Genomic DNA, 19,919 nt, shown 5'->3' with positions numbered 1-19,919 from the left:
GCCCGGAGTGGCCCTCCCGCCCGCAGGACTGAATACTCCTTTGGGGAAGCGCGCGTGACCGGTCCCTCGGCGGGGGACCGACAGCCCTGCCACCAGCAGGGTCGAGTAACGCGGCCTGCGTGAGCCCGATGAACAATGTCGGTGCACGCGGCGGTATGGGCAATGACGGACAGGATGAGGACAGGCTGCATGATTCGGGTGGTCGGGGACCGGAAGATCGAGCTCGTGGCGGTGGCCGCATGACCCGCACGGCTCGCGTACGTCCCACCCGGACCCGCCGTGGACCCCACATTCCGACATTGCCGCAGCTGCTGGCGACCGCGGTCGAGGCCAATCCGGGCGGCCTCGCCGTCACGGTCGCCGACGCCGACCGCAGCCTGGCCGCGCTGAGCTACGCCGAACTCGACGAGCGTTCGAACCGGCTGGCGCGCCTGCTCATCACCCGCGGCATCGGCCCGGAGGATCTGGTCGCGGTCGGTATCCGCCGCTCGCTGGAGTCGGTGGTGGCGGTGTGGGCGGTCGCCAAGACCGGCGCGGGCTTCGTCCCCGTGGACCCCAACTATCCGGCCGACCGCGTGCGGCACATGATCGCGGACTCGCGGGCGGTGCTGGGCCTGACCGTGGCCGACACCCGCTCGGGCCTGCCGACCACGCTGCCCTGGCTGGAACTGGACACCGAGGAGATCGCGGCCGCCGCCCAGGGCTATCCGGCCGAACCGGTCACCAACGCCGACCGCGCGCGCCCGCTGCGGGCCGAGCATCCGGCCTACGCCATCTACACCTCGGGGTCGACGGGCCTGCCCAAGGGCGTCGTGGTCACCCACACCGGCCTGGCCGCGCTGACCGCGGAGATGCGCGAACGCTTCGGCATCGGGCCGGAGTCGCGGGTGCTGCAGGTCGCCACCCCGTCCTTCGACGCCTCGATCATGGAGCTGCTGATGGCCATCGGCGCGGCCGCGACCATGGTGGTCGCGGTGCCCGAGGTGTACGGCGGTGACGAACTGGGCCGCCTGATCGCCCGGGAGCGGGTCACCCACGGCCTGATCACGCCGTCGGTGCTGGCCTCGCTGGACCCGGATCAGCTCACCACCATGGAGGCCATCGTCGGTGGCGGCGAGGCCATTTCGGCCGAGCTGGTGCGCCGCTGGTCCGGCGACCCGTCCGGTCGGCGCCGCTTCCACAATGCCTACGGCCCGACCGAGGCGACCATCGCGACCAATATCTCCGATCCGCTGTCCCCGGACCGGCCGGTGACCATCGGCGCCCCCATTCGCGGCGCCGGCGCGTACGTGCTGGACGAATGGCTGCGGCCGGTGCCGGTCGGCACCCCGGGCGAGCTGTACATCGCCGGTGCGCTGCTGGCGCGCGGATATCACGCCCGGCCCGAACTGACCGCGGCCCGCTTCGTCGCGAACCCGTTCGACGGGGGCGCGGGCGCCCGGCTCTACCGCACCGGTGACCTGGTGCGCGCCAATGCCGCCGGTGAGCTGGAGTATGTGGGCCGCAACGACTTCCAGGTGAAGATCCGCGGCCTGCGCATCGAGCTGGGCGAGATCGACGCGGTGCTCGCCGGGCACGAGTCGGTCGACTTCGCGGTCACCGTCGGTCACGAGGTGAACGGCCGCGCCACCGCGCTGGTCTCGTATGTGCATGCGGCCCCGGGCTTCCCGGCGGACACCGCGGTGTTGTCGGAGCTGGCCGAGCGGACGCTGCCCGCGCACATGGTGCCCGCTGCCATCATCGTTCTCGACACCATCCCGTTGACGCCCGCGGGCAAGCTGGACCGCCGCGCGCTGCCGGAGCCGGAGCTCGAGGTCACCGAGTACCGGGCCCCGGAGACGGCGGCGCAGCAGGCGGTGGCCGAGGTCATCGCCGAGGTGCTGCGCCTGGACCGGGTCGGCCTCGACGACGACTTCTTCAGCCTCGGCGTGGATTCCATCACCGCCATCCAGATCGTGTCCCGGGCCCGGGCCCGGGGTCTGGGCTTCAAGCCCAAGGAGATGTTCGCCGCCCGCACCGTGGCCGCGCTGGCCGAGCTCGCGGTGCCGTTCGACACCGCCGCCGCCACCGAGGAACTCGCCACCGGACCGCTGGTCGAGCTGAGCGCCGACGACGAGGCGCGGCTGCGCGAGCGCTACCCGAACCTGTCGGAGGTGTGGCCGCTCACGCCGCTGCAGACCGGCATGCTGTTCCATGCGCGGCTGGCCGAATCCTCCGTCGACGCCTACATGGTCCAGTTCGCCCTCGACCTGGCCGGTGAGATCGACGTGGCGCGCGTGCATGCCGCCGCCCGCGCCATGCTGGACCGGCACGTGAACCTGCGGGTGGTCTTCGCCGAGGACAGTGCGGGCAATCCGCTGCAGGTCGTCCTCGACGAGGTCGAACTGCCCTGGCAGTACCTGGATCTCAGTGACCGGGTGCCCGCCGAGGCGCTGGCCGAGACCGACCGCCTGATGGCCTTCGACGTGGCCCGCCACTTCGATATGAGCGCCGGGCCGCTGCTGCGCGTGGCGCTGTACCGCACGGCCGCCGACCAAGCGCAGGGAGGTGGAGCGTACCGGGTGTGCGTCACCAGCCACCACATCCTCATCGACGGCTGGTCCATGCCGCTGCTCATCCAGGACATGCTGCTGCTGTACGCGGCCGGCGGCGACGCGGCGCAGATCCCGGCGGTGCGGTCCTACCGCGACTACCTGGCCTGGCTGGCCGCGCGCGATCACGCCGCGGCGCGGGAGGCGTGGCGCGAGACCCTCGACGGGTTCACCGAGCCGACACCGCTCGCGGCCGTCGATCCCTCGCGCGAGATCACCTCGGGCATCGGCGAAGTCGCCTTCCAGCTGTCCGAGGACGACACCGCCGCGCTCACCAGGGTGGCGCACGAGGCGGGCGTCACCCTCAATACCGTCGTGCAGGCCGCGTGGGGTCTGCTCATCGGCCGCAGCACCGACCGCGACGATGTCGTCTTCGGCGCCACCGTGTCCGGCCGTCCGCCGCAGCTGGCGGGCATCGAGACCATGATCGGCCTGTTCCTCAACGCCATCCCGGTGCGGGTGCGGCTGACCCCGGGCAGCACGCTCACCGAGGTGCTGCGGGCGCTGCAGGACGAGCAGGCCGCACTGCTCGACCACCACTACGTCGGGCTGGGCGAGATCCAGGAGATCGCCGGAGTCGACGGGCTTTTCGACTCCATCGTGGTGTTCGCCTCCTTCCCGGTGGACGAGCAGTCCCTCGACGACGCCGCCGCGCCCATCGACGGCGCGGGCATTCTCGGCGCGTCCGCGGTGAACGGCACCCACTACCCGCTCACCGTCATGGTGCAGCCGCGCGGCAAGGGCCTCGGCTTCGGCGTGAAGTACCTGCGCGACCTCTTCGAGGCGGACGCGGCCCAGGCCATCGCGGACCGGCTTTCGGCGCTGCTGTCCCGCATCGCCGCCGACCCGCGGGCGCGGGTGGCCGCGGTGGACGCGCTGCTCGACGGCGAGCGCCGCGAGCTGGCGGCCGTCAATGCCACCGAAGTGCCCGAGCTGCTGGACGATTCGACACTGCTCACCCTGTTCGACGCCCAGGTGGCGCGGACCCCGGACGCCCCGGCCGTGATCTTCGGCCGCACCACCCTGACCTACGCCGAGCTGGACGCCCGCTCCCGCCGTCTCGCGCAGGAGCTCACCCTGCGCGGCGTCGGCGCGGAATCCCGGGTGGCCGTGGCCATGCGGCGCGGCATCGATCTGGTGGTCGCCGTCTACGCGGTGCTGCGCTCCGGCGGCGCGTACGTGCCGGTGGATCCCGATCACCCGGCCGAGCGCAACGAGTACGTCCTCGCGGGTTCCGCGCCGGTGTGCGTGCTCACCCGCGCGGCCGACGACTTCGAAACCGCCTCCGGCGTTCCGCTGTTCTTCGTGGACGCGCTCGCGGGCGCGGATCCGTTCGTGGAGGTCGCCCCCGCGGGTGTGCGCCCGGACAATGCCGCCTACGTCATCTACACCTCCGGCTCCACCGGCCGCCCCAAGGGCGTGGTCATCACGCACCGGCAGATGGCCAACCAGTTCCGCTGGGCCCAGCGCACCTACCCGCACCGCGCGGGCGACGTGGTGCTGCACAAGACGCCCATCACCTTCGACATCTCCACCTGGGAGCTGTTCTGGCCGTTGCAGACCGGCGCGGCCGTGGTGGTGGCCGAACCGGACGGGCACCGCGACCCGGCCTACATCGCGCGCACGATCGACGAATACGCCGTCACCTCCGTGCATTTCGTGCCGTCCATGCTCGACGCCTACCTCGACGGCGCGGCCCGGCGGCACCCCTCGCTGCGCTGGGTGTTCGCCGCCGGTGAGGCCCTCACGGCGGAGAGCGCCACGAAATTCGCTGCCGCGCTGCCGGATACCGAGCTGGTGAACTGGTACGGCCCGGCCGAGGCCACCGTGGTCACCGCGCACCCGGCCGAGCGCACCCACGGCGTCGCCGTGCCGATCGGCAGCCCCGTCGCCAATACCCGGGTGCTGGTGCTGGATCGGCAGCTGCGGCCGGTGCCCTTCGGCGCGGCCGGTGAACTCTATGTCGCCGGCGTGCAATTGGCGCGCGGCTACCTCGGCGCGCCCGCGCTCACCGCCGAACGCTTCGTCGCCCACGAGGACGGGCAGCGGCTCTACCGCACCGGTGACGTGGTCCGCTGGATCCACGTCGGCGGTGCCGAACCCGCGGCCGGCGCCTCGCATGCCCTGGAGTACCTGGGCCGCAGCGACTTCCAGGTCAAGCTGCGCGGCCAGCGCATCGAGCTCGGTGAGATCGAGACCGTGCTGCTCGGCCACCCGGCCGTGCACCGGGCCGCGGTCTCGCTGGTGCGCGGCGCGAGCGGCGACCGCCTCGTCGCGTACCTGGTGCTCGAGGACGGCGCGCAGGTCACCGACGCCGAACTGCTCTCGCACACCCGTGAATCCGTGCCGTCCTACATGGTGCCCTCCGCCGTGGTGCGGCTGGACGCCATGCCGCTCAACGCCTCCGGCAAGCTGGACCGCAAGGCGCTGCCGGTGCCGCAGTTCCAGGCTCGCGAATACCGCGAGCCCGCCACCGCCGCCGAGCGCACGGTGGCCGAGGTGTTCGCGACCGTGCTGCACCTGGACCGGGTGGGCGCGGACGACGACTTCTTCGAGCTGGGCGGCAACTCGCTGAACGCCACCCGGGTGGTGGCGCGGCTGGGCGCCGCGGTCGGCACCCGGGTGCCGGTGCGCGCCCTGTTCGAGGCGCCCACCGTCGCCGAACTCGCGAATTCGCTGGGCGCACTGGATGATTCGGCCGTCGCGCCGCTGCGGCCGATGCCGCGGCCGGAGCTGGTGCCGCTGTCCTACGCGCAGCAGCGCATGTGGTTCCTCAACCGCCTGGACACCGACGCCGCCACCTACAACCTGCCCATCGCGCTGCGCGTCACCGGCCCGCTCGACGTGCCCGCGCTCCGCGACGCCGTGGCCGACCTGGTCGCCCGGCACGAGGTGCTGCGCACCTACTATCCCGAGCACGAGGGCGTCGGCCACCAGGTGATCCTGGACGTCCACGAGCCCGACGCCATGCCCTCGCTGCCGGTCGTCCCGGTCACCGAAGCCGAGGTGGCGCAGGTGGTCTCGGAGGCCGCTTTCGCGCCCTTCGACGTGACCGCCGCCCCGCCGCTGCGGCTGCGGCTGCTGCGCCTGGATGCCGAGGACCACGTGCTGGTCTGTGTGGTCCACCACATCGCCGGCGACGGCTTCTCCGGCGGCCCGCTCACCCGCGACCTCATGACCGCCTACTTCGGCCGCATGCAGGGGCAGGAACCGTCCTGGACGCCGCTGCCGGTGCAATACGCCGACTACGCGCTGTGGCAGCGCGAAAGCCTCGGCGACGAACACGATTCCGGCTCGCTGCTGGCCCGCCAGTTCGACTACTGGCGCGCCGCCCTGACCGGACTGCCCGATCAGCTGGAGCTGCCCACCGACCGGCCCCGGCCGGTGGTGGCCTCCGGGCGCGGCGCGGTGCACGCCTTCGATATCGACCCGCACGTGCACGGCGCCCTGAACCGGGTTGCGCAGCAGCACAATACGACGCTGTTCATGGTGTTGCACGCCGCCTTCGCGGTGCTGCTGGCGCGGGTGTCCGGCACCTCCGACATCGCCATCGGCGCGCCCATCGCGGGCCGCGGCGAGGCCGAGCTGGACAACCTGATCGGCATGTTCGTCAACACCCTGGTGCTGCGCACCGAGGTCGACCCCAACGCCAGCTTCGCCGAACTGCTCGCCGCCGTGCGGCAGACCGACCTGGCCGCCTTCGAGCACGCCGACGCGCCGTTCGAACGCATTGTGGAGCTGCTGGATCCGCCGCGCTCGCAGGCCCGGCACCCGCTGTTCCAGGTGTCACTGACCGTGCAGAACATGACCCCGGCCGTATTCGAACTGCCCGGCGTCACCGTCTCCGACGTCGACCTGACCGTGCCGGTCGCCAAGTTCGACCTGGACCTGACACTCGTCGAGCGGATCACCGCCGACGGTGTGGCGCAGGGCATTTCGGCCGCGTTCACCTACGCCACCGACCTGTTCGATCCGGAATCCCTGGATCGGCTGGCCGAGCGGCTGCGCCGCACCCTGGTCGCGGTGGCCACCCACCCGGAGCGGGCCGTCGGCGACTTCGACCTGCTGGCCGTGGACGAACGGCAGCGGGTGCTGTCGGACTGGAACGCCACCGCCGTCGACGTCGCGGCCGGGCTGCCCCGCGCGGCCACCGCGACCCTGGTGTCGCTGTTCGAGACCCAGGCGCTGCGCACCCCCGAGGCCATCGCCCTGGTCCATGACGGCGAGCAGCTCACCTACGCCGAGTTCTCGGCCCGCGTCCACCGCCTGGCCAGGCGCCTCATCGCCGCGGGCGTCGGACCGGAATCGCTTGTGGCCCTGCACATCCGGCGCTCGCTGGACTTCGTGACGGCCGTCTACGCCGTGCTGGCCGCGGGTGGCGCGTACGTGCCGCTGGACCCGGACCAGCCCGCCGAGCGCATCGCGCACGTGCTCGACACCGCCGAACCGGTGTGCGTGCTCACCACCTCCCGCGACGCCTTCGACGCGGGCGCGCACCCGGTGCTCGAGATCGACACCGCCATCCTCGCGGGCTACGCCGATCATCCGGTCATCGACGTGGAACGCCGTGCGCCGCTGCGCGCGGAGAACACCGCGTACGTCATCTTCACCTCCGGCTCCACCGGCCGCCCCAAGGGCGTGGCCGTGCCGCACGCCGCCGCCGTGAACCAGATCCGCTGGATCACCGCCGAATACGCGCTCGACGGCGACGACATCGTGCTGTTCAAGACCCCGGCCACCTTCGACGTGTCGGTGTGGGAACTGTTCGGCCCCTTGGCCACCGGCGGCCGCATGGTCGTGGCCACGCCCGACGGGCACCGCGACCCGCTGTACCTGGCCGATGTCATCGCCGCCGAACGGGTCACCCTCACCTCGTTCGTGCCGTCCATGCTGCGCGCCTTCTCGGCGGCCGCCGATCCCGCGCTGCTGTCGTCGCTGCGGGCGCTGCTGGTGGCCGGTGAGGCCTTCACCTCCGACGCGGTCGACGCCTTCCGTGCGATCAGCCCGGCGGAGCTGCACAACCTGTACGGCCCCACCGAATTCACCGTGCACGCCACCTACGCGCCGGTCGCCGGCGACGTCTCCGGCGCCGTGCCGATCGGCGGCCCGGTCTGGAACGCCCGCGCCTACGTGCTGGACTCACGCCTGCACCCGGTCGCCCCCGGCCTGGTGGGTGAGCTCTACCTGGCGGGCGCGCAGCTGGCCCGCGGTTACGTCGGCCGCGCCGACCTGACCGCGGATCGGTTCGTGGCCAGCCCCTTCCAAGCGCAGGGAGGTGGAGCGCGCGGCGAGCGCCTGTACCGCACCGGCGACCTGGTCCGGTGGAACGGCGACGGCGACCTGGTCTACCTGGGCCGCACCGACTTCCAGGTGAAGTTGCGCGGCCTGCGCATCGAGCTCGGCGAGATCGAGGCCGCCCTCACCTCGCACGCCTCCGTGGACCAGGCCGTCGTCGTCATGCGTTCCGACTCGGACCTCGGCGACCAGCTCGTGGCCTACGTGGTCCCCGAGAGGTCGAACACACAGGTTCGCGGCGCGTCTCGTTCTGGACTGCGCTCCGCCTCCCCGCGCTTGGAGCGGGGGAGCGAAGCGGAGGAGCGGAGGAGGGAAGAACGAGACTTCAGCGCCGCGAACCCGCCGGAGCGCAGCGGAGGCAAATTGAGCACAGCGCTGAAGGCGCACCTGGCTGCCCGGCTGCCGTCCTATATGGTGCCCGCCGCCCTGGTGGTGCTGGACGCCATGCCGGTCAATGCCAACGGCAAGCTGGACCGGAAGGCGCTGCCCGCACCGGAATTCGAGGCCCGCGAGTTCCGCGCCCCGGTCTCCCCGGTCGAGCAGACCGTCGCCACCGTCTTCGCCGAGACCCTCGGCCTCGGCCACCCGGTCGGCCGGGACGACGACTTCTTCGCCCTCGGCGGCAACTCCCTGGTCGCCACCCAGGTGGTGGCCCGCCTCGGCGCGGCCCTCGACACCCGCGTCCCGGTCCGCATCCTCTTCGACGCGCCGTCGGTGGCGGCGCTGGCCGCCGCCCTCGAATCGGCCACCGGCACCGGCCGCCGCGCCCTGGTGGCCGGTCCGCGCCCGGAGCGCATTCCGCTGTCCCCGGCGCAGCAGCGCATGTGGTTCCTCAACCGCTTCGACATCGAGTCCGCCGCCTACAACATCCCCGCCGCGGTCCGGCTCACGGGCGCCCTGGATGTGGCTGCGCTGCGCGCGGCCGTCGCGGATGTGGTTGCGCGCCACGAGATCCTGCGCACCATCTACCCCGAGACCGACAACGGCCCCGTGCAGGTGGTGCTGCCGGTCGCGCAGGCGACGCCCGTCCTCGAGGTCCGCGCCGTCGCCTCCGGCGAGGTTCCGGGCGCTGTGCTCGCGGTGGCCTCGCACCTGTTCGACGTCACCACCGAGGTGCCGCTGCGCATCGCGCTGTTCGAGATCACCGACGCCCCGGGCGAATACGTGCTGGCCCTGGTGATCCACCACATCTCCGGCGACGGCTCGTCGGTGACCCCGCTGACCCGGGACCTCATGGTGGCCTACGCCGCCCGGTCCATGGATCTGGAACCGGCCTGGCAGCCGCTGCCGGTGCAGTACGCCGACTACGCCATCTGGCAGCGCGAACTGCTGGGCGACGAGCACGATCCGCAGTCGGTGGCCGCCGCCCAGATCGGCTACTGGCAGCAGGCCCTGGCCGGACTGCCCGACCAGCTCGACCTGCCCTCGGACCGGCCGCGCCCGGCCGTGCAGTCCTTCCACGGCGGCAAGGTCGAGCTCAGCATCGACGCCGCCGGCCACCGCGCGCTGGTGGAGCTGGCGCGCGCCGAGGGCGCGACGCTGTTCATGGTCGTGCACACCGCGCTGGCCGTGCTGCTGGCCCGGCTCTCGGGCACCGACGACATCGCCATCGGCACCCCGATCGCGGGCCGGGGCGAGGAGGTGCTCGACGACCTGATCGGCATGTTCGTCAACACCCTGGTCTTCCGCACCCGGGTGGACGCGGGCGCGAGCTTCACCGAACTGCTGGCGCGGCAGCGCGAAACCGACCTCGCCGCCTTCGCACACGCCGATGTCCCGTTCGAGCGCCTGGTGGAGGTGCTCAACCCGGTGCGCTCCACCGCCCGGCACCCGCTGTTCCAGGTGGGCCTGTCCTTCCAGAACCACAGCCAGGCCGGTCTGGAACTGCCGGAGCTGACCGTCGCGGGCCTCGACATCGACACCGAGCTGTCGCAGTTCGACCTGCACCTGATCGCCGCCGACCGCTACAGCGAAACCGGTGAGCCCGCAGGCATTCTCGGCCACTTCACCTACGCGACCGCCCTGTTCGACCAGGCCACCGTCGCAGGGTTCGCCGAGCGCTTCGTGCGGCTGCTGACCAGTGTGGTGGCCGAGCCGGCCACCCCCGTGGGCGAGGTGGAGCTGCTCGCCACCGCGGAGCGGGCCCGAATCCTGCAGGGCTGGAACGACACCCGGCACGAGGTCGACACCCGCGCCACGCTGGCGTCCCTGCTCGACCGGACCGCGAGCGCCCACGCCGGGCGGACCGCCCTGGTCGCCGACGGCGAGGGCGAGCTGACCTACGCCGAACTCGCACAGCGGGTCAACCGCCTGGCACGCCACCTGATCTCGCTGGGCGTCGGCCCCGAGTCCCGGGTGGCGCTGGCCCTGCGGCGCTCGACCGACCTGGTGGTGGCCATGTACGCGGTCACCGCGGCGGGCGGCGCGTACGTGCCCGTCGATCCGGATCAGCCCGCCGGGCGCACCGGCCACATCCTGGAATCGGCGGCGCCGGTGTGCGTCCTCACCACCAGCGCGACCGGCTTCGTGACCGGTCTCGCACCGATGGTCCGCATGGACGAGCTGGCGGCGGATTCGGTTGCGGCCGGGCCGATCACCGACGCCGAGCGGGTCGCGCCCCTGCGGCCGGCGAACACCGCCTACGTCATCTTCACCTCGGGATCGACCGGCCGCCCCAAGGGCGTGGCCGTGCCGCACGCGGCGATCGTCAACCAGTTGCAGTGGAAGACAGCGGAATTCGATCTCGGTGTCGACGACGCGGTACTGCTGAAGACGGCGTCCACCTTCGACCTGTCGGTGTGGGAATTCTGGTCCGCCGCCGTCTCGGGCGGCCGCCTGGTCATCGCCGAGCCCGACGGCCACCGCGACCCCGTGTACCTGAACGCGCTCATGGCCCGCACGGCCGTGACCGTGCTGCACACGGTGCCGTCCATGCTGGACGCGCTGCTGGCCGAATCGAATTCGGCCGTCGGACTGGGCGCGCTGCGGCGCGTGCTGGCCATCGGTGAGGCGCTGCCCGCGACGCTCGCGCAGCGGTTCCGCGCCGCCTTCCTGGCGGTGGGCCTGTACAACCTGTACGGCCCGACCGAGGCCGCGGTGTCCATCACCAACCACGAGGTCACCGCCGCCGACCGCGTCTCGGTGCCGATCGGCGCGCCGGAATGGAACAGCCGCGTCTACGTGCTCGACGCCCGGCTGCGGCCGGTGCCCGCCGGGGTGCCGGGCGAGTTGTATCTCGCCGGTGCGCAATTGGCGCGCGGCTACTTCGGGCGATCGGATCTGACCGCGGATCGCTTCGTGGCCGACCCGTTCGCGACCGGCGAGCGCATGTACCGCACCGGTGACCTGGTCGCGTGGAACTCGACCGGCGAGCTGGAGTACCGGGGCCGCACCGACTTCCAGGTGAAGATCCGTGGTTTCCGTATCGAGCTCGGCGAGATCGAGGCGGCGCTGCTGGCCCAGCCGGCGATCGCCCAGACCGCGGTGCTCGCCAGGACCGACGCCAGGACCGGCGACCGGCTGGTGGCCTACCTGGTCCCGTCCGGCTCGGATATCGAGGTGCCGCAGGTGAAGTCGGCCCTGTCGGCGGCGCTGCCGTCGTACATGGTCCCGGCCGCCTTCGTGGTCCTCGACGCCCTGCCGTTGAACGTGAACGGCAAGCTGGACCGCGCCGCGCTGCCCGACCCCGAATTCGAGGCGGCCGTCTTCCGTGCCCCGGCCACCGCCCTGGAACAGACCGTGGCGGGGGTCTTCGCCGACGTGCTCGGCCTGGAGCGGGTCGGCGCGGACGACGACTTCTTCACCCTCGGCGGCAACTCGCTGCTGGCCACCCAGGTGGCGAGCCGCCTGCGCACGCTGACCGGCGCCGAGGTCCGGGTGGCGTGGTTCTTCACCGCGCCGACCGTGGCCGGACTCGCCGCGCAGATCCTGGCCGCGCTCGAGGGCGAACACGACTTCGACTCGAATTCCGAAGCCGGACTTCAGGTCGTGCTGCCGATTCGCGCCACGGGCACCCGGACGCCGATCTTCTGTGCCCCGCCCATGTCCGGAATGTCGTGGTGCTACGCCGGTCTGGCGCGCTTCCTCCCCGAGGACCAGCCGCTGCTCGGCCTGCAGTCGCCCGCCCTCACCGAGGCCGACTACGACCCGGCCGACCTGGCCGACGTGGCCCGCCGCTATGCCGCCGAAATGCGCGCCATCCAGCCGGAGGGCCCCTACCGGGTGCTCGGCTACTCGCTCGGCGGCATCCTGGCCTACGCCATCGCCACCGAGCTGCAGGCCGCCGGACAGCAGGTCGACCTGGTCGCCATCCTGGACTCCTACCCGGAGTCGAAGTCCGACTTCCGGACCTCGATCCTGGACGAGTTCGCCACCATCGGCGTCGGCCCCGAGGCCTTCCCCGACGGCGACCTGCTGAATCTGAGCGAGGAAGCGCTCAGCGCGCTGCACGGCGCGGTGCCGCCGGACCTCGGCGTCCTCACCCTGGACCGCCTGCGCCGTATCTACCGCGGCGCGGTGCGCAGCCTCGAGCTCGAATCGCAGTACCGGCCGCGGCATTTCGACGGCCGCGTCGAGCTGTTCCGGGCCGAGTTCCTGAGCGCCGGTGTCCCGCAGGCGAAGTCGTCCGCCGACTGGCGTCCCTACGTCAGCGGGGCCGTCGGCGAGCACCCGGTGCCCGGCACCCACCAGCTGATGACCACCGCGGAAGCCCTCGCCGTGATCGGCCCGGTGCTGGCCGGCCTCATCGAGCGCGCCGACACCGAACCGGCCGGCGATACCGCCGCTGCCGCCGAGCCGGTGGGCACCCTGCCCGAGCTCATGGCCGCCGCCGTCGAGGCGAATTCGAACGGCCCGGCGGTGATCATCCGCGGTCGTGCCTTCACCTACGCCCAGCTCGATGCCGAATCCTCGCGTCTGGCACGGGTTCTCATCGATCAGGGCGCGCGCCCGGGCACCCGGGTGGCCGTGGCGCTGCCCCGCTCGGTGGCGCTCATCCTCGCGGTGTGGGCGGTCGCCAAAACCGGTGCGACCGTGCTGCCGGTGGATCCGGCCACCGGTGACACGGGTGCGATCGACAACCGGACCACGCACGGCCTGACCCTCAGCGCCGCGGCGGCCGCACTGCCTCCGCTGGCCGCCGGCGGGGAGTGGCTCGTGGTCGACGATCCGCGCGTCGGCGCGGATGTCGAATCCCGTTCGCCCGCACCGGTCGCCGACTCGGACCGCCGCGCACCGGTCGCGCCCGGCGACGCGGCCTGGGTCGATCGCGCGGCCGACGGCTCCGGCGAAGTGGTGCTCGCCCAGGCGGACCTGTATGCGATCGCCACCCGGACGCTGTCCTTCGGCCTGCACGGCGAGGCGCGGGCGATCTATCTCGCGGCGGCCGGGTCGAGCCTGTCGCCGCTGGAACCGCTGCTGCCGCTCGGCGCTGCCGCCGCCCTGGTGGTCGCGCAGCACCGGGCCTACGAGCCGGGCGAACTCAGCGAGCTGCTCACCCGCGAGGCGGTGACCCACCTGGTCCTTGCCGAACTGGTGCGGGACGCCCTGTCCCCGGCGGTCCCCGCGGACGTGCGGGTCATCGCCGCCGCGGACCTGCGCGCCCGGCCCGTGACCGGCACCCGCGACGATGCCGTGTCCGCGACCGGCGAGCCGGTGTCCGCCACGGACGAATCCACGTCCGCCGCAGGGCAGTCCGAGGAGCTCGAGGTCGACTGGGCCACCACCGCGGTGCTGCCGGTGATCAGGCCCGAGGACCTCGAGCGGTCGGTGAGGCTGCGCGATCCGGAACAGCCCGCCGAACCCGAATCGGTCCGGGATTCCGGGCCGGATCCCGATATCGCGTTCCGGCCGGTTGCCGAGCCCGAGCCGGTGCGCCCGGCCGCCGCCGTCACCGCCGTCACGCCGGAGACGGACGCGACGGCCGCACCCGAGGAGACCGCACCGGCCGCGCCGCCGCGCGTGGCCGTCAAGAACCCGGTCATGGGGCCGAGACTCAGTGCGGTGGGCGAGGTTTCGCCGCTGCCCGCGGGCGCCATGGGCCTGCTCGAGGTGGAGCCGTCCGGGGTCTGGGTCCGGGCCATCACCCTCGATATCGCCGCCGGCATCTCCGGCACCCGGGTGCGCCGCTCGGTCGCCGGACTGCTGGACCGGCATCCGGGCCTGTGGGCGCGACTGCGCCGCAACGGCGACGCGGTGGCGCTCGACATCCCGGCCGCCCAGCCGCGCGGCGCCGCGGTGGTCTGGCAGATCGACCCCAACCTGGAGGCCGTCGGTGACCCCATCGAGGCCGTGATCCACGCCGCCGCCGCCGAATTGGACCCCGAGAAGGGGTACAACATGCGCTTCGTGCTGGTGGAGAACGCGGCGACCGACCCGGCGGAGGACCCGCAGGACCGGCCCGCCGCCATGCTCGTCGTGGTCGCCAATGGCCTGGTCGTGGACGACGCCTCCTGGCGCACCGTCATCGAGGACCTCACCGCCTCCTGGTCCGGCGGCCACGCCACCCCGCACAGCGCGGACGCCCACCCGCTCGGCATCGCCCGCGCGCTGGCCGAACGCGCCGTGGACGCCGACACCATCGACGAATTGGACTGGTGGCGCGGCCAGCTCGCCGACGTCGCGGAGGGCGTGTCGCCGGAGCTGGTGCTCGGCGACGCCGATTCCGGCGCCCGCGGCCGGGTCTCGGTGTCCATCACCGGCGAGGGCGCGGCGGCCGTCGACGGCGTGGCGCGCCGCTACGGCGCCAGCATCGACGACGTGCTGCTGGCCGCCCTGGCCGCCACCCTGCTCGACCCGGCTGCCGAAACCCTGCGCGACACACTGGGTTCGGTGGTGCGGCTGATCGCCGACGGCCGCACCCCCGGCGATCCGGCCGGGGTGCGGACGGTCGGCGCGTTCAGCACCACCTACCCGTTCCCGCTGCGCCTGGACGGCGTCGACCTCACCGAGGTGCGGGTCGGCGGCCCGACCGCGGGCGCGGTGATCGAGCAGATCCGCGACCGGACCCGCGAAGTACCCTCGCAGGGAGTCGGTTTCGGGCTGCTGCGGCACCTGAACCCGGAGACGGTGGCGGAGATCGCCGTACTCCCGGTGGGCCGCATCGGCTTCCGCTACCGTGACCTGCGCCCGGCCCGGGTCTACCCGGAACCGGTCGCCGACGACCTGTACCTGGACGTCACCGTGGACACCAGCCAGGACGGCCTGATCGCCCGCTTCGATTTCGTGGGCACGGTGCTCGGCCTGGACCAGGTCAAGCAACTGGTGGAGGGCTGGGTCCAGGCGCTGGGTGGACTCGCCGAGCACGGGCGCTGACGCCCGCGGTGTGACCGACCCGTAGTATCAGCTGAATTCGACACGAGATGAAGGTGCGAAACATTGATTCGTCGACATGTCCGGAACGGGCGGCGCGGGCTGCGAGCCGCGGCCTTCCTTGCTGCCACAGCGGTTCTCACCGGTCTGATGACCGGCGTCGGTGGCGGCACCGCCTCCGCTGACCCGATCATCGACGGCAAGAAGCTGCTGGCCGATCCGGTCTCGGCGGATGGTTCGAAGATCACCAAGGCCGAGATGAAGGACGACCGGAACATACGGCTCTACGTCTACTCCGCGGCCATGGGCGCCACCTACCCGGTCGACGTGCAGCGGCCCGCGGACACCTCGGTGCCGCGCCCGACCCTGTACCTGCTCAATGGCGCGGGCGGCGGTCAGGACGACGCCTCCTGGGTCAAGAAGACCAATATCGTCAACGGCTTCCTGGGCGACAAGAACGTCAATGTCGTGCAGCCCATCGGCGGCAAGTGGTCCTACTACCAGGACTGGGACAACGACGATCCGGTCCTCGGCCGCAACAAGTGGACCACCTTCTTCAGCGAGGAACTGCCCCCGCTGATCGACGCCGCCCTCGGCACCAACGGCGTCAACGCCATCGCCGGCATCTCCACCTCCGGCACCACCGTGCTCACGCTGGCCGAGGCCAAGCCGGACCTGTACAAGTCCGTCGCCGCCTACTCCGGCTGCGCCCAGATGGCCGACCCGCAGGGCCAGGAGTTCATGCGCCTGACCGTCGAGACCTGGGGCGGCGGCAAGCTCGAGAACATGTACGGCCCGGCGGATTCGCCCGAGTGGGCCCAGCACGATCCGGTCATCAACGCCGAAAAGCTGCGCGGCATCAACCTCTACATCTCCTCCGGCAGCGGTCTGCCCGGCGTGTACGACACCCTCAACGGCCAGTACGCGCTGCCCGGCGCCTACGGCCTGGCCAACCAGATCATCATCGGTGGCGTGATCGAGGCCGGCACCAACTTCTGCAGCCACAACCTGGCGAACAAGCTGAACTCGCTGGGCATCCCGGCCACCTACAACTTCCGGGCCACCGGCACCCACTCGTGGGGCTACTGGAACGACGAGTTCATCAACTCGTGGCCGGTCCTCGCCCAGGGCCTCGGTATCTGACCGAAGGTCCACGCGGACAACGCAAGACAGCCCGGCACCGGCACGGTGCCGGGCTGTTGCGCGTTATGGCTGTGGTCACAGCTTGGCAGGAGGGGCTAAACAAAAAGTTCGGGTACCCGTAAACTCGGTGTGTGAGTACCAGCCTGGCCTATCAGCGCAGCCCGTTCCAGCGAGCGCGGTCGGCCGCGGTGCTACTCGGCCCGGCCTTCGTCGCCGCCATCGCGTACGTCGATCCGGGCAATGTCGCCTCGAACATCAGCGCCGGCGCGCAGTACGGCTACCTGCTGGTGTGGGTGGTGGTCATGGCCAATGTGATGGCCGGGCTGGTCCAGTTCCTGTCCGCGAAACTCGGCCTGGTGACCGGCAAGTCGCTGCCGGAGGTGGTGCGGGAGAAGTCCGGCCGTCCGGTGCGGCTCGCGTACTGGGCGCAGGCCGAGACCGTGGCGGTGGCCACCGATCTCGCCGAGGTGGTGGGCGGGGCGATCGCGCTGAACCTGCTGTTCGGACTGCCGCTCATGATCGGCGGCATCATCACCGGCATCGTGTCGATGATCCTGCTGCTGATCCAGAATCTCCGCGGGCAGCAGCCCTTCGAGCGCGTCATCATCGGCCTGCTCGGCATCATCGCGATCGGATTCCTTGCCTCCCTGGTGTTCTCGCCGCCGTCGGCCTCGGAAGCCGTGGGCGGCCTGGTGCCCCGCTTCGACGGCTCCGGCAGCGTGCTGCTGGCCGCGGCCATGATCGGTGCGACCGTCATGCCGCACGTGGTCTACCTGCACTCCGGCATGGCCCGCGACCGGCACGGGCATCCGGAGGTGGGCGCCTCGCGAAACCGGTTGCTGCGCGTCACCCGGTACGACGTCGGCCTGGCCATGCTGCTGGCGGGCACGGTGAACCTGGCCATGCTGCTGATGGCGGCCAGCACGCTGCGCGGCCGCAACGGGGTGGACACCATCGAGGGCGCGCACGCCGCGGTCCAGCAGGTGCTCGGCCCGGCGGCGGGGCTGTTGCTCGCGGTCGGCCTGCTCGCCTCGGGCCTGGCGTCCACGTCGGTAGGGGCCTATGCGGGGGCCATGATCATGCAGGGCCTGCTGGACCGGCACATTCCCCTGGCCGTGCGCCGCGTGATCACGCTGATTCCCGCCCTGGTGGTGCTCGCGCTGGGCGTCGATCCCACTCGCGCCCTGATCATTTCGCAGGTGGTGCTGTCGTTCGGCATTCCGTTCGCGCTCGTCCCGCTGGTGCGCCTCACCAGCGATGCCGGGCTCATGGGCGCGAACGTCAACCACCGCGTCACCACCGGCCTGGCCTGGCTGGTGGCCGCGGTCATCACCGCCCTGAACGTGGTGCTGATCTACCTGACCGTCGCCGGAAAGGGCTGACGCGCCACGCTATTCGGCGAAGACCGCCCGGCGCTTCTGCAGCATGGCGGCCGCGCCCTCGGCGAAATCGGCCGAGCCGAGCAGTTCGCACTGGCCGGCCTTCTCGGCGGCCAGGGCGGCGTCGAGCGAGGTCAGCGCCGCCGCATTGAGGGCGCGCTTGGTGAGCTCCAGAGCGCGGCGCGGGCCGTGCGCGAGCTTGGCAACGACCGCCTCCAGCTTGGCGTCGAGCTCCTCGTCGCCGTACACGCCCACGATCAGGCCGTGCTCCACGGCCTTTCGCGCCGGGAGCCGCTCGCCGAGCAGTGCCATCTCCGCGGCCAGCGGGCGACCGGCCGCGGCCGCCACCAGGGCCGCCGCGCCGCCGTCGGGCATCAGGCCGATATTGATGAAGGCCAGCAACAGGTAGGCGTCCTCGGACGCGTAGGCCAGATCGGCGGCCAGCGCGAAGGCCACGCCCACCCCGGCCGCCGCGCCCTTGACCCGGGCGACCACCGGAACGGGGGAGTCGACGATCGCTTTGATCATCCGGTTGGCCACGTCCATGGTCATCTCGGGCGTGATGCCGCGTTCCTTCTCGCCCGGGGCGGCGGCCAGATCCGCGCCGGTGCAGAAGTCGCCGCCCGCTCCGGTCAGTACGATGACCCGCACGGCCGGATCCTGCGAAGCCGCGAGCACGGTATCGCCCAAACCGGCCATGGTGTCGTAGCTGAGCGCGTTCTTACGCTTGGGATTGGTGATGGTGATACGCAGTACCCGCCCGTCCTGAACCGCTGTGTACCCCGGCGTGGTCGCGATGTTCGTCATCGGGCGCTCCCCAGATATATATGCGGCAGCGATGCCGCAGACTGTGTTCGGCTTTGCGAATTGTGGTTAACTTAGGGGGGTTCGTCCGGCACTGTCAACAGCCGGTGTTCGTCGAGAAGGAGAAACTGTATGGTCGCCGATCGCAGCGAGGCAACCCTCGCTTCCGCGCGACCGGACAGTAGCTCCGGGCCATCCGACAGCGAACCCGGTCCCCGCCGCCGCCCCAAGAACCGCAAGGCCCAAATCGTGCGGGTAGCGGCCCGGGCGTTCGCCGAACGCGGCTACCACCCGGTCGGGGTGGACGAGATCGCGGCCGAGGTCGGCATCTCCGGTCCGGCACTGTACCGCCACTTCACCAATAAATACGCGCTGCTGGTGGCCGCCGCGGAAATGGGCGCACAGCAATTGCTGGATGCCGCCAAGGCCGCCGACCATCCCGAGCTGGAACCGGAACCGCGACTCACCGCGCTGATCCGCGGCATCGCCGAGTACACCATCGACGTGCGCCGCGAGGGCGGGCTGTACCGGTGGGAGCGCCGCTACCTGGAACGCGCGGACCGCGACCGCATCCGCGTCATCTACAACGAACTGCGCGCCACCCTCGCCGCCGCCATCGCCGAGCTGTACCCCGACGCGGACACCGCCGACATCGAGCTGCGCGCGGCCGCGGTACTGAGCGCCATCGGCTCCATCACCGCACACCGCACCGCGCTGTCCACCACCCGCCTGGTCAACCTGATCACCGAGATCTGCTGGGACCTGCTGCGCTGCGACCTGCCGCCCGCGCCCGCCCCGGCCACCGGCGACCCGCTGGTGCGCGGCCTGCCGGTCATCTCCAAGCGCGAGCAGCTGCTCACCGAGGCCATTCGCATCTTCGGACGGCAGGGCTACCACGAGGCCAGCATCGAGGAGATCGGCGCCGCCGCCGGCATCAACGCCTCCAGCGTCTACCGCTACTTCGCCAGCAAGGCCGACCTGCTGGCCGCCGCCTTCCACCGCACTGGCGAACGGGTCGCCATCGGCAACAACGAGGCGCTGGCCGAGGCCATCAGCCGCGCCGACGCGGCCGTGCGGATCGCCGACCGGTTCTCCCGCATGACCTTCGCCATGCCCGAGATCCTGCCGGTCTACTTCTCCGAATTCTCGAATCTGCCCGCCTCCGAACAGCATCGGCTGCGCTCGGTGCAGCGGCAGAACGTGCTCGAATGGGCCAACCTGCTCGAGGGCGACCAGGTCGAGGCGCGCTTCCGGGTGCACGCGGCCATCGCCCAGGTCATCGATGTGGGCCGGCGCATCCGCTTCGACGGGCGTCCCGAGAACCTGGCCCGGGTGAGCGCGCTCATGCGCGCGGTGCTGCTAGGCGTGCCCGCCGCCGAATAGTCTCCGGCGGCAGCCA

General features: G+C 71.8%; 4 protein-coding genes and 1 pseudogene. 4 read left to right on the top strand and 1 reads right to left on the bottom strand.

Features of this window, described 5'->3' with window-relative positions; all coding sequences use genetic code 11:
- Positions 1 to 359: 359 nt before the first annotated feature.
- The 3 genes and pseudogenes from ACWEKS_RS31920 to ACWEKS_RS31910 all read left to right on the top strand — a co-directional run.
- Positions 360 to 14,927, top strand: a pseudogene (locus ACWEKS_RS31920) (amino acid adenylation domain-containing protein); the annotation flags it as partial.
- Positions 14,928 to 15,344: 417 nt separating this feature from the next.
- A complete protein-coding gene (locus ACWEKS_RS31915; RefSeq protein WP_452343525.1) occupies positions 15,345 to 16,337 on the top strand; it encodes an alpha/beta hydrolase in 993 nt (330 codons plus the stop codon).
- Positions 16,338 to 16,468: 131 nt separating this feature from the next.
- Positions 16,469 to 17,719 (top strand): Nramp family divalent metal transporter, encoded by a 1,251-nt coding sequence (locus ACWEKS_RS31910; RefSeq protein WP_452343518.1) that lies wholly within the window; start codon positions 16,469 to 16,471, stop codon positions 17,717 to 17,719.
- A gap of 9 nt (positions 17,720 to 17,728) precedes the next feature.
- Here ACWEKS_RS31910 and ACWEKS_RS31905 read toward each other — a convergent pair whose 3' ends face one another.
- Complete coding sequence (locus ACWEKS_RS31905; RefSeq protein ID WP_452343517.1) at positions 17,729 to 18,523, bottom strand: enoyl-CoA hydratase-related protein; 795 nt, start codon at positions 18,521 to 18,523, stop codon at positions 17,729 to 17,731.
- Positions 18,524 to 18,652: 129 nt separating this feature from the next.
- Between ACWEKS_RS31905 and ACWEKS_RS31900 the strand changes: the two genes are divergently transcribed.
- Positions 18,653 to 19,903, top strand: a complete 1,251-nt coding sequence (locus ACWEKS_RS31900) for a TetR/AcrR family transcriptional regulator (RefSeq protein WP_452343516.1) — start codon at positions 18,653 to 18,655, stop codon at positions 19,901 to 19,903.
- Positions 19,904 to 19,919 lie beyond the last annotated feature (16 nt).

The organism is Nocardia sp. NPDC004711, from assembly GCF_053601595.1.
Note: the sequence above shows the minus strand (reverse complement) of the source record. Positions and strands in the feature narration are given on the sequence as shown.

Excerpts from the sequence above, each read along its gene's own strand:
- ACWEKS_RS31915 (WP_452343525.1), top strand. The coding sequence starts at position 15,345 with ATGACCGGCGTCGGTGGCGGCACCGCCTCCGCTGACCCGATCATCGAC.
- ACWEKS_RS31905 (WP_452343517.1), bottom strand. The coding sequence starts at position 18,523 with ATGACGAACATCGCGACCACGCCGGGGTACACAGCGGTTCAGGACGGG.
- ACWEKS_RS31900 (WP_452343516.1), top strand. The coding sequence starts at position 18,653 with ATGGTCGCCGATCGCAGCGAGGCAACCCTCGCTTCCGCGCGACCGGAC.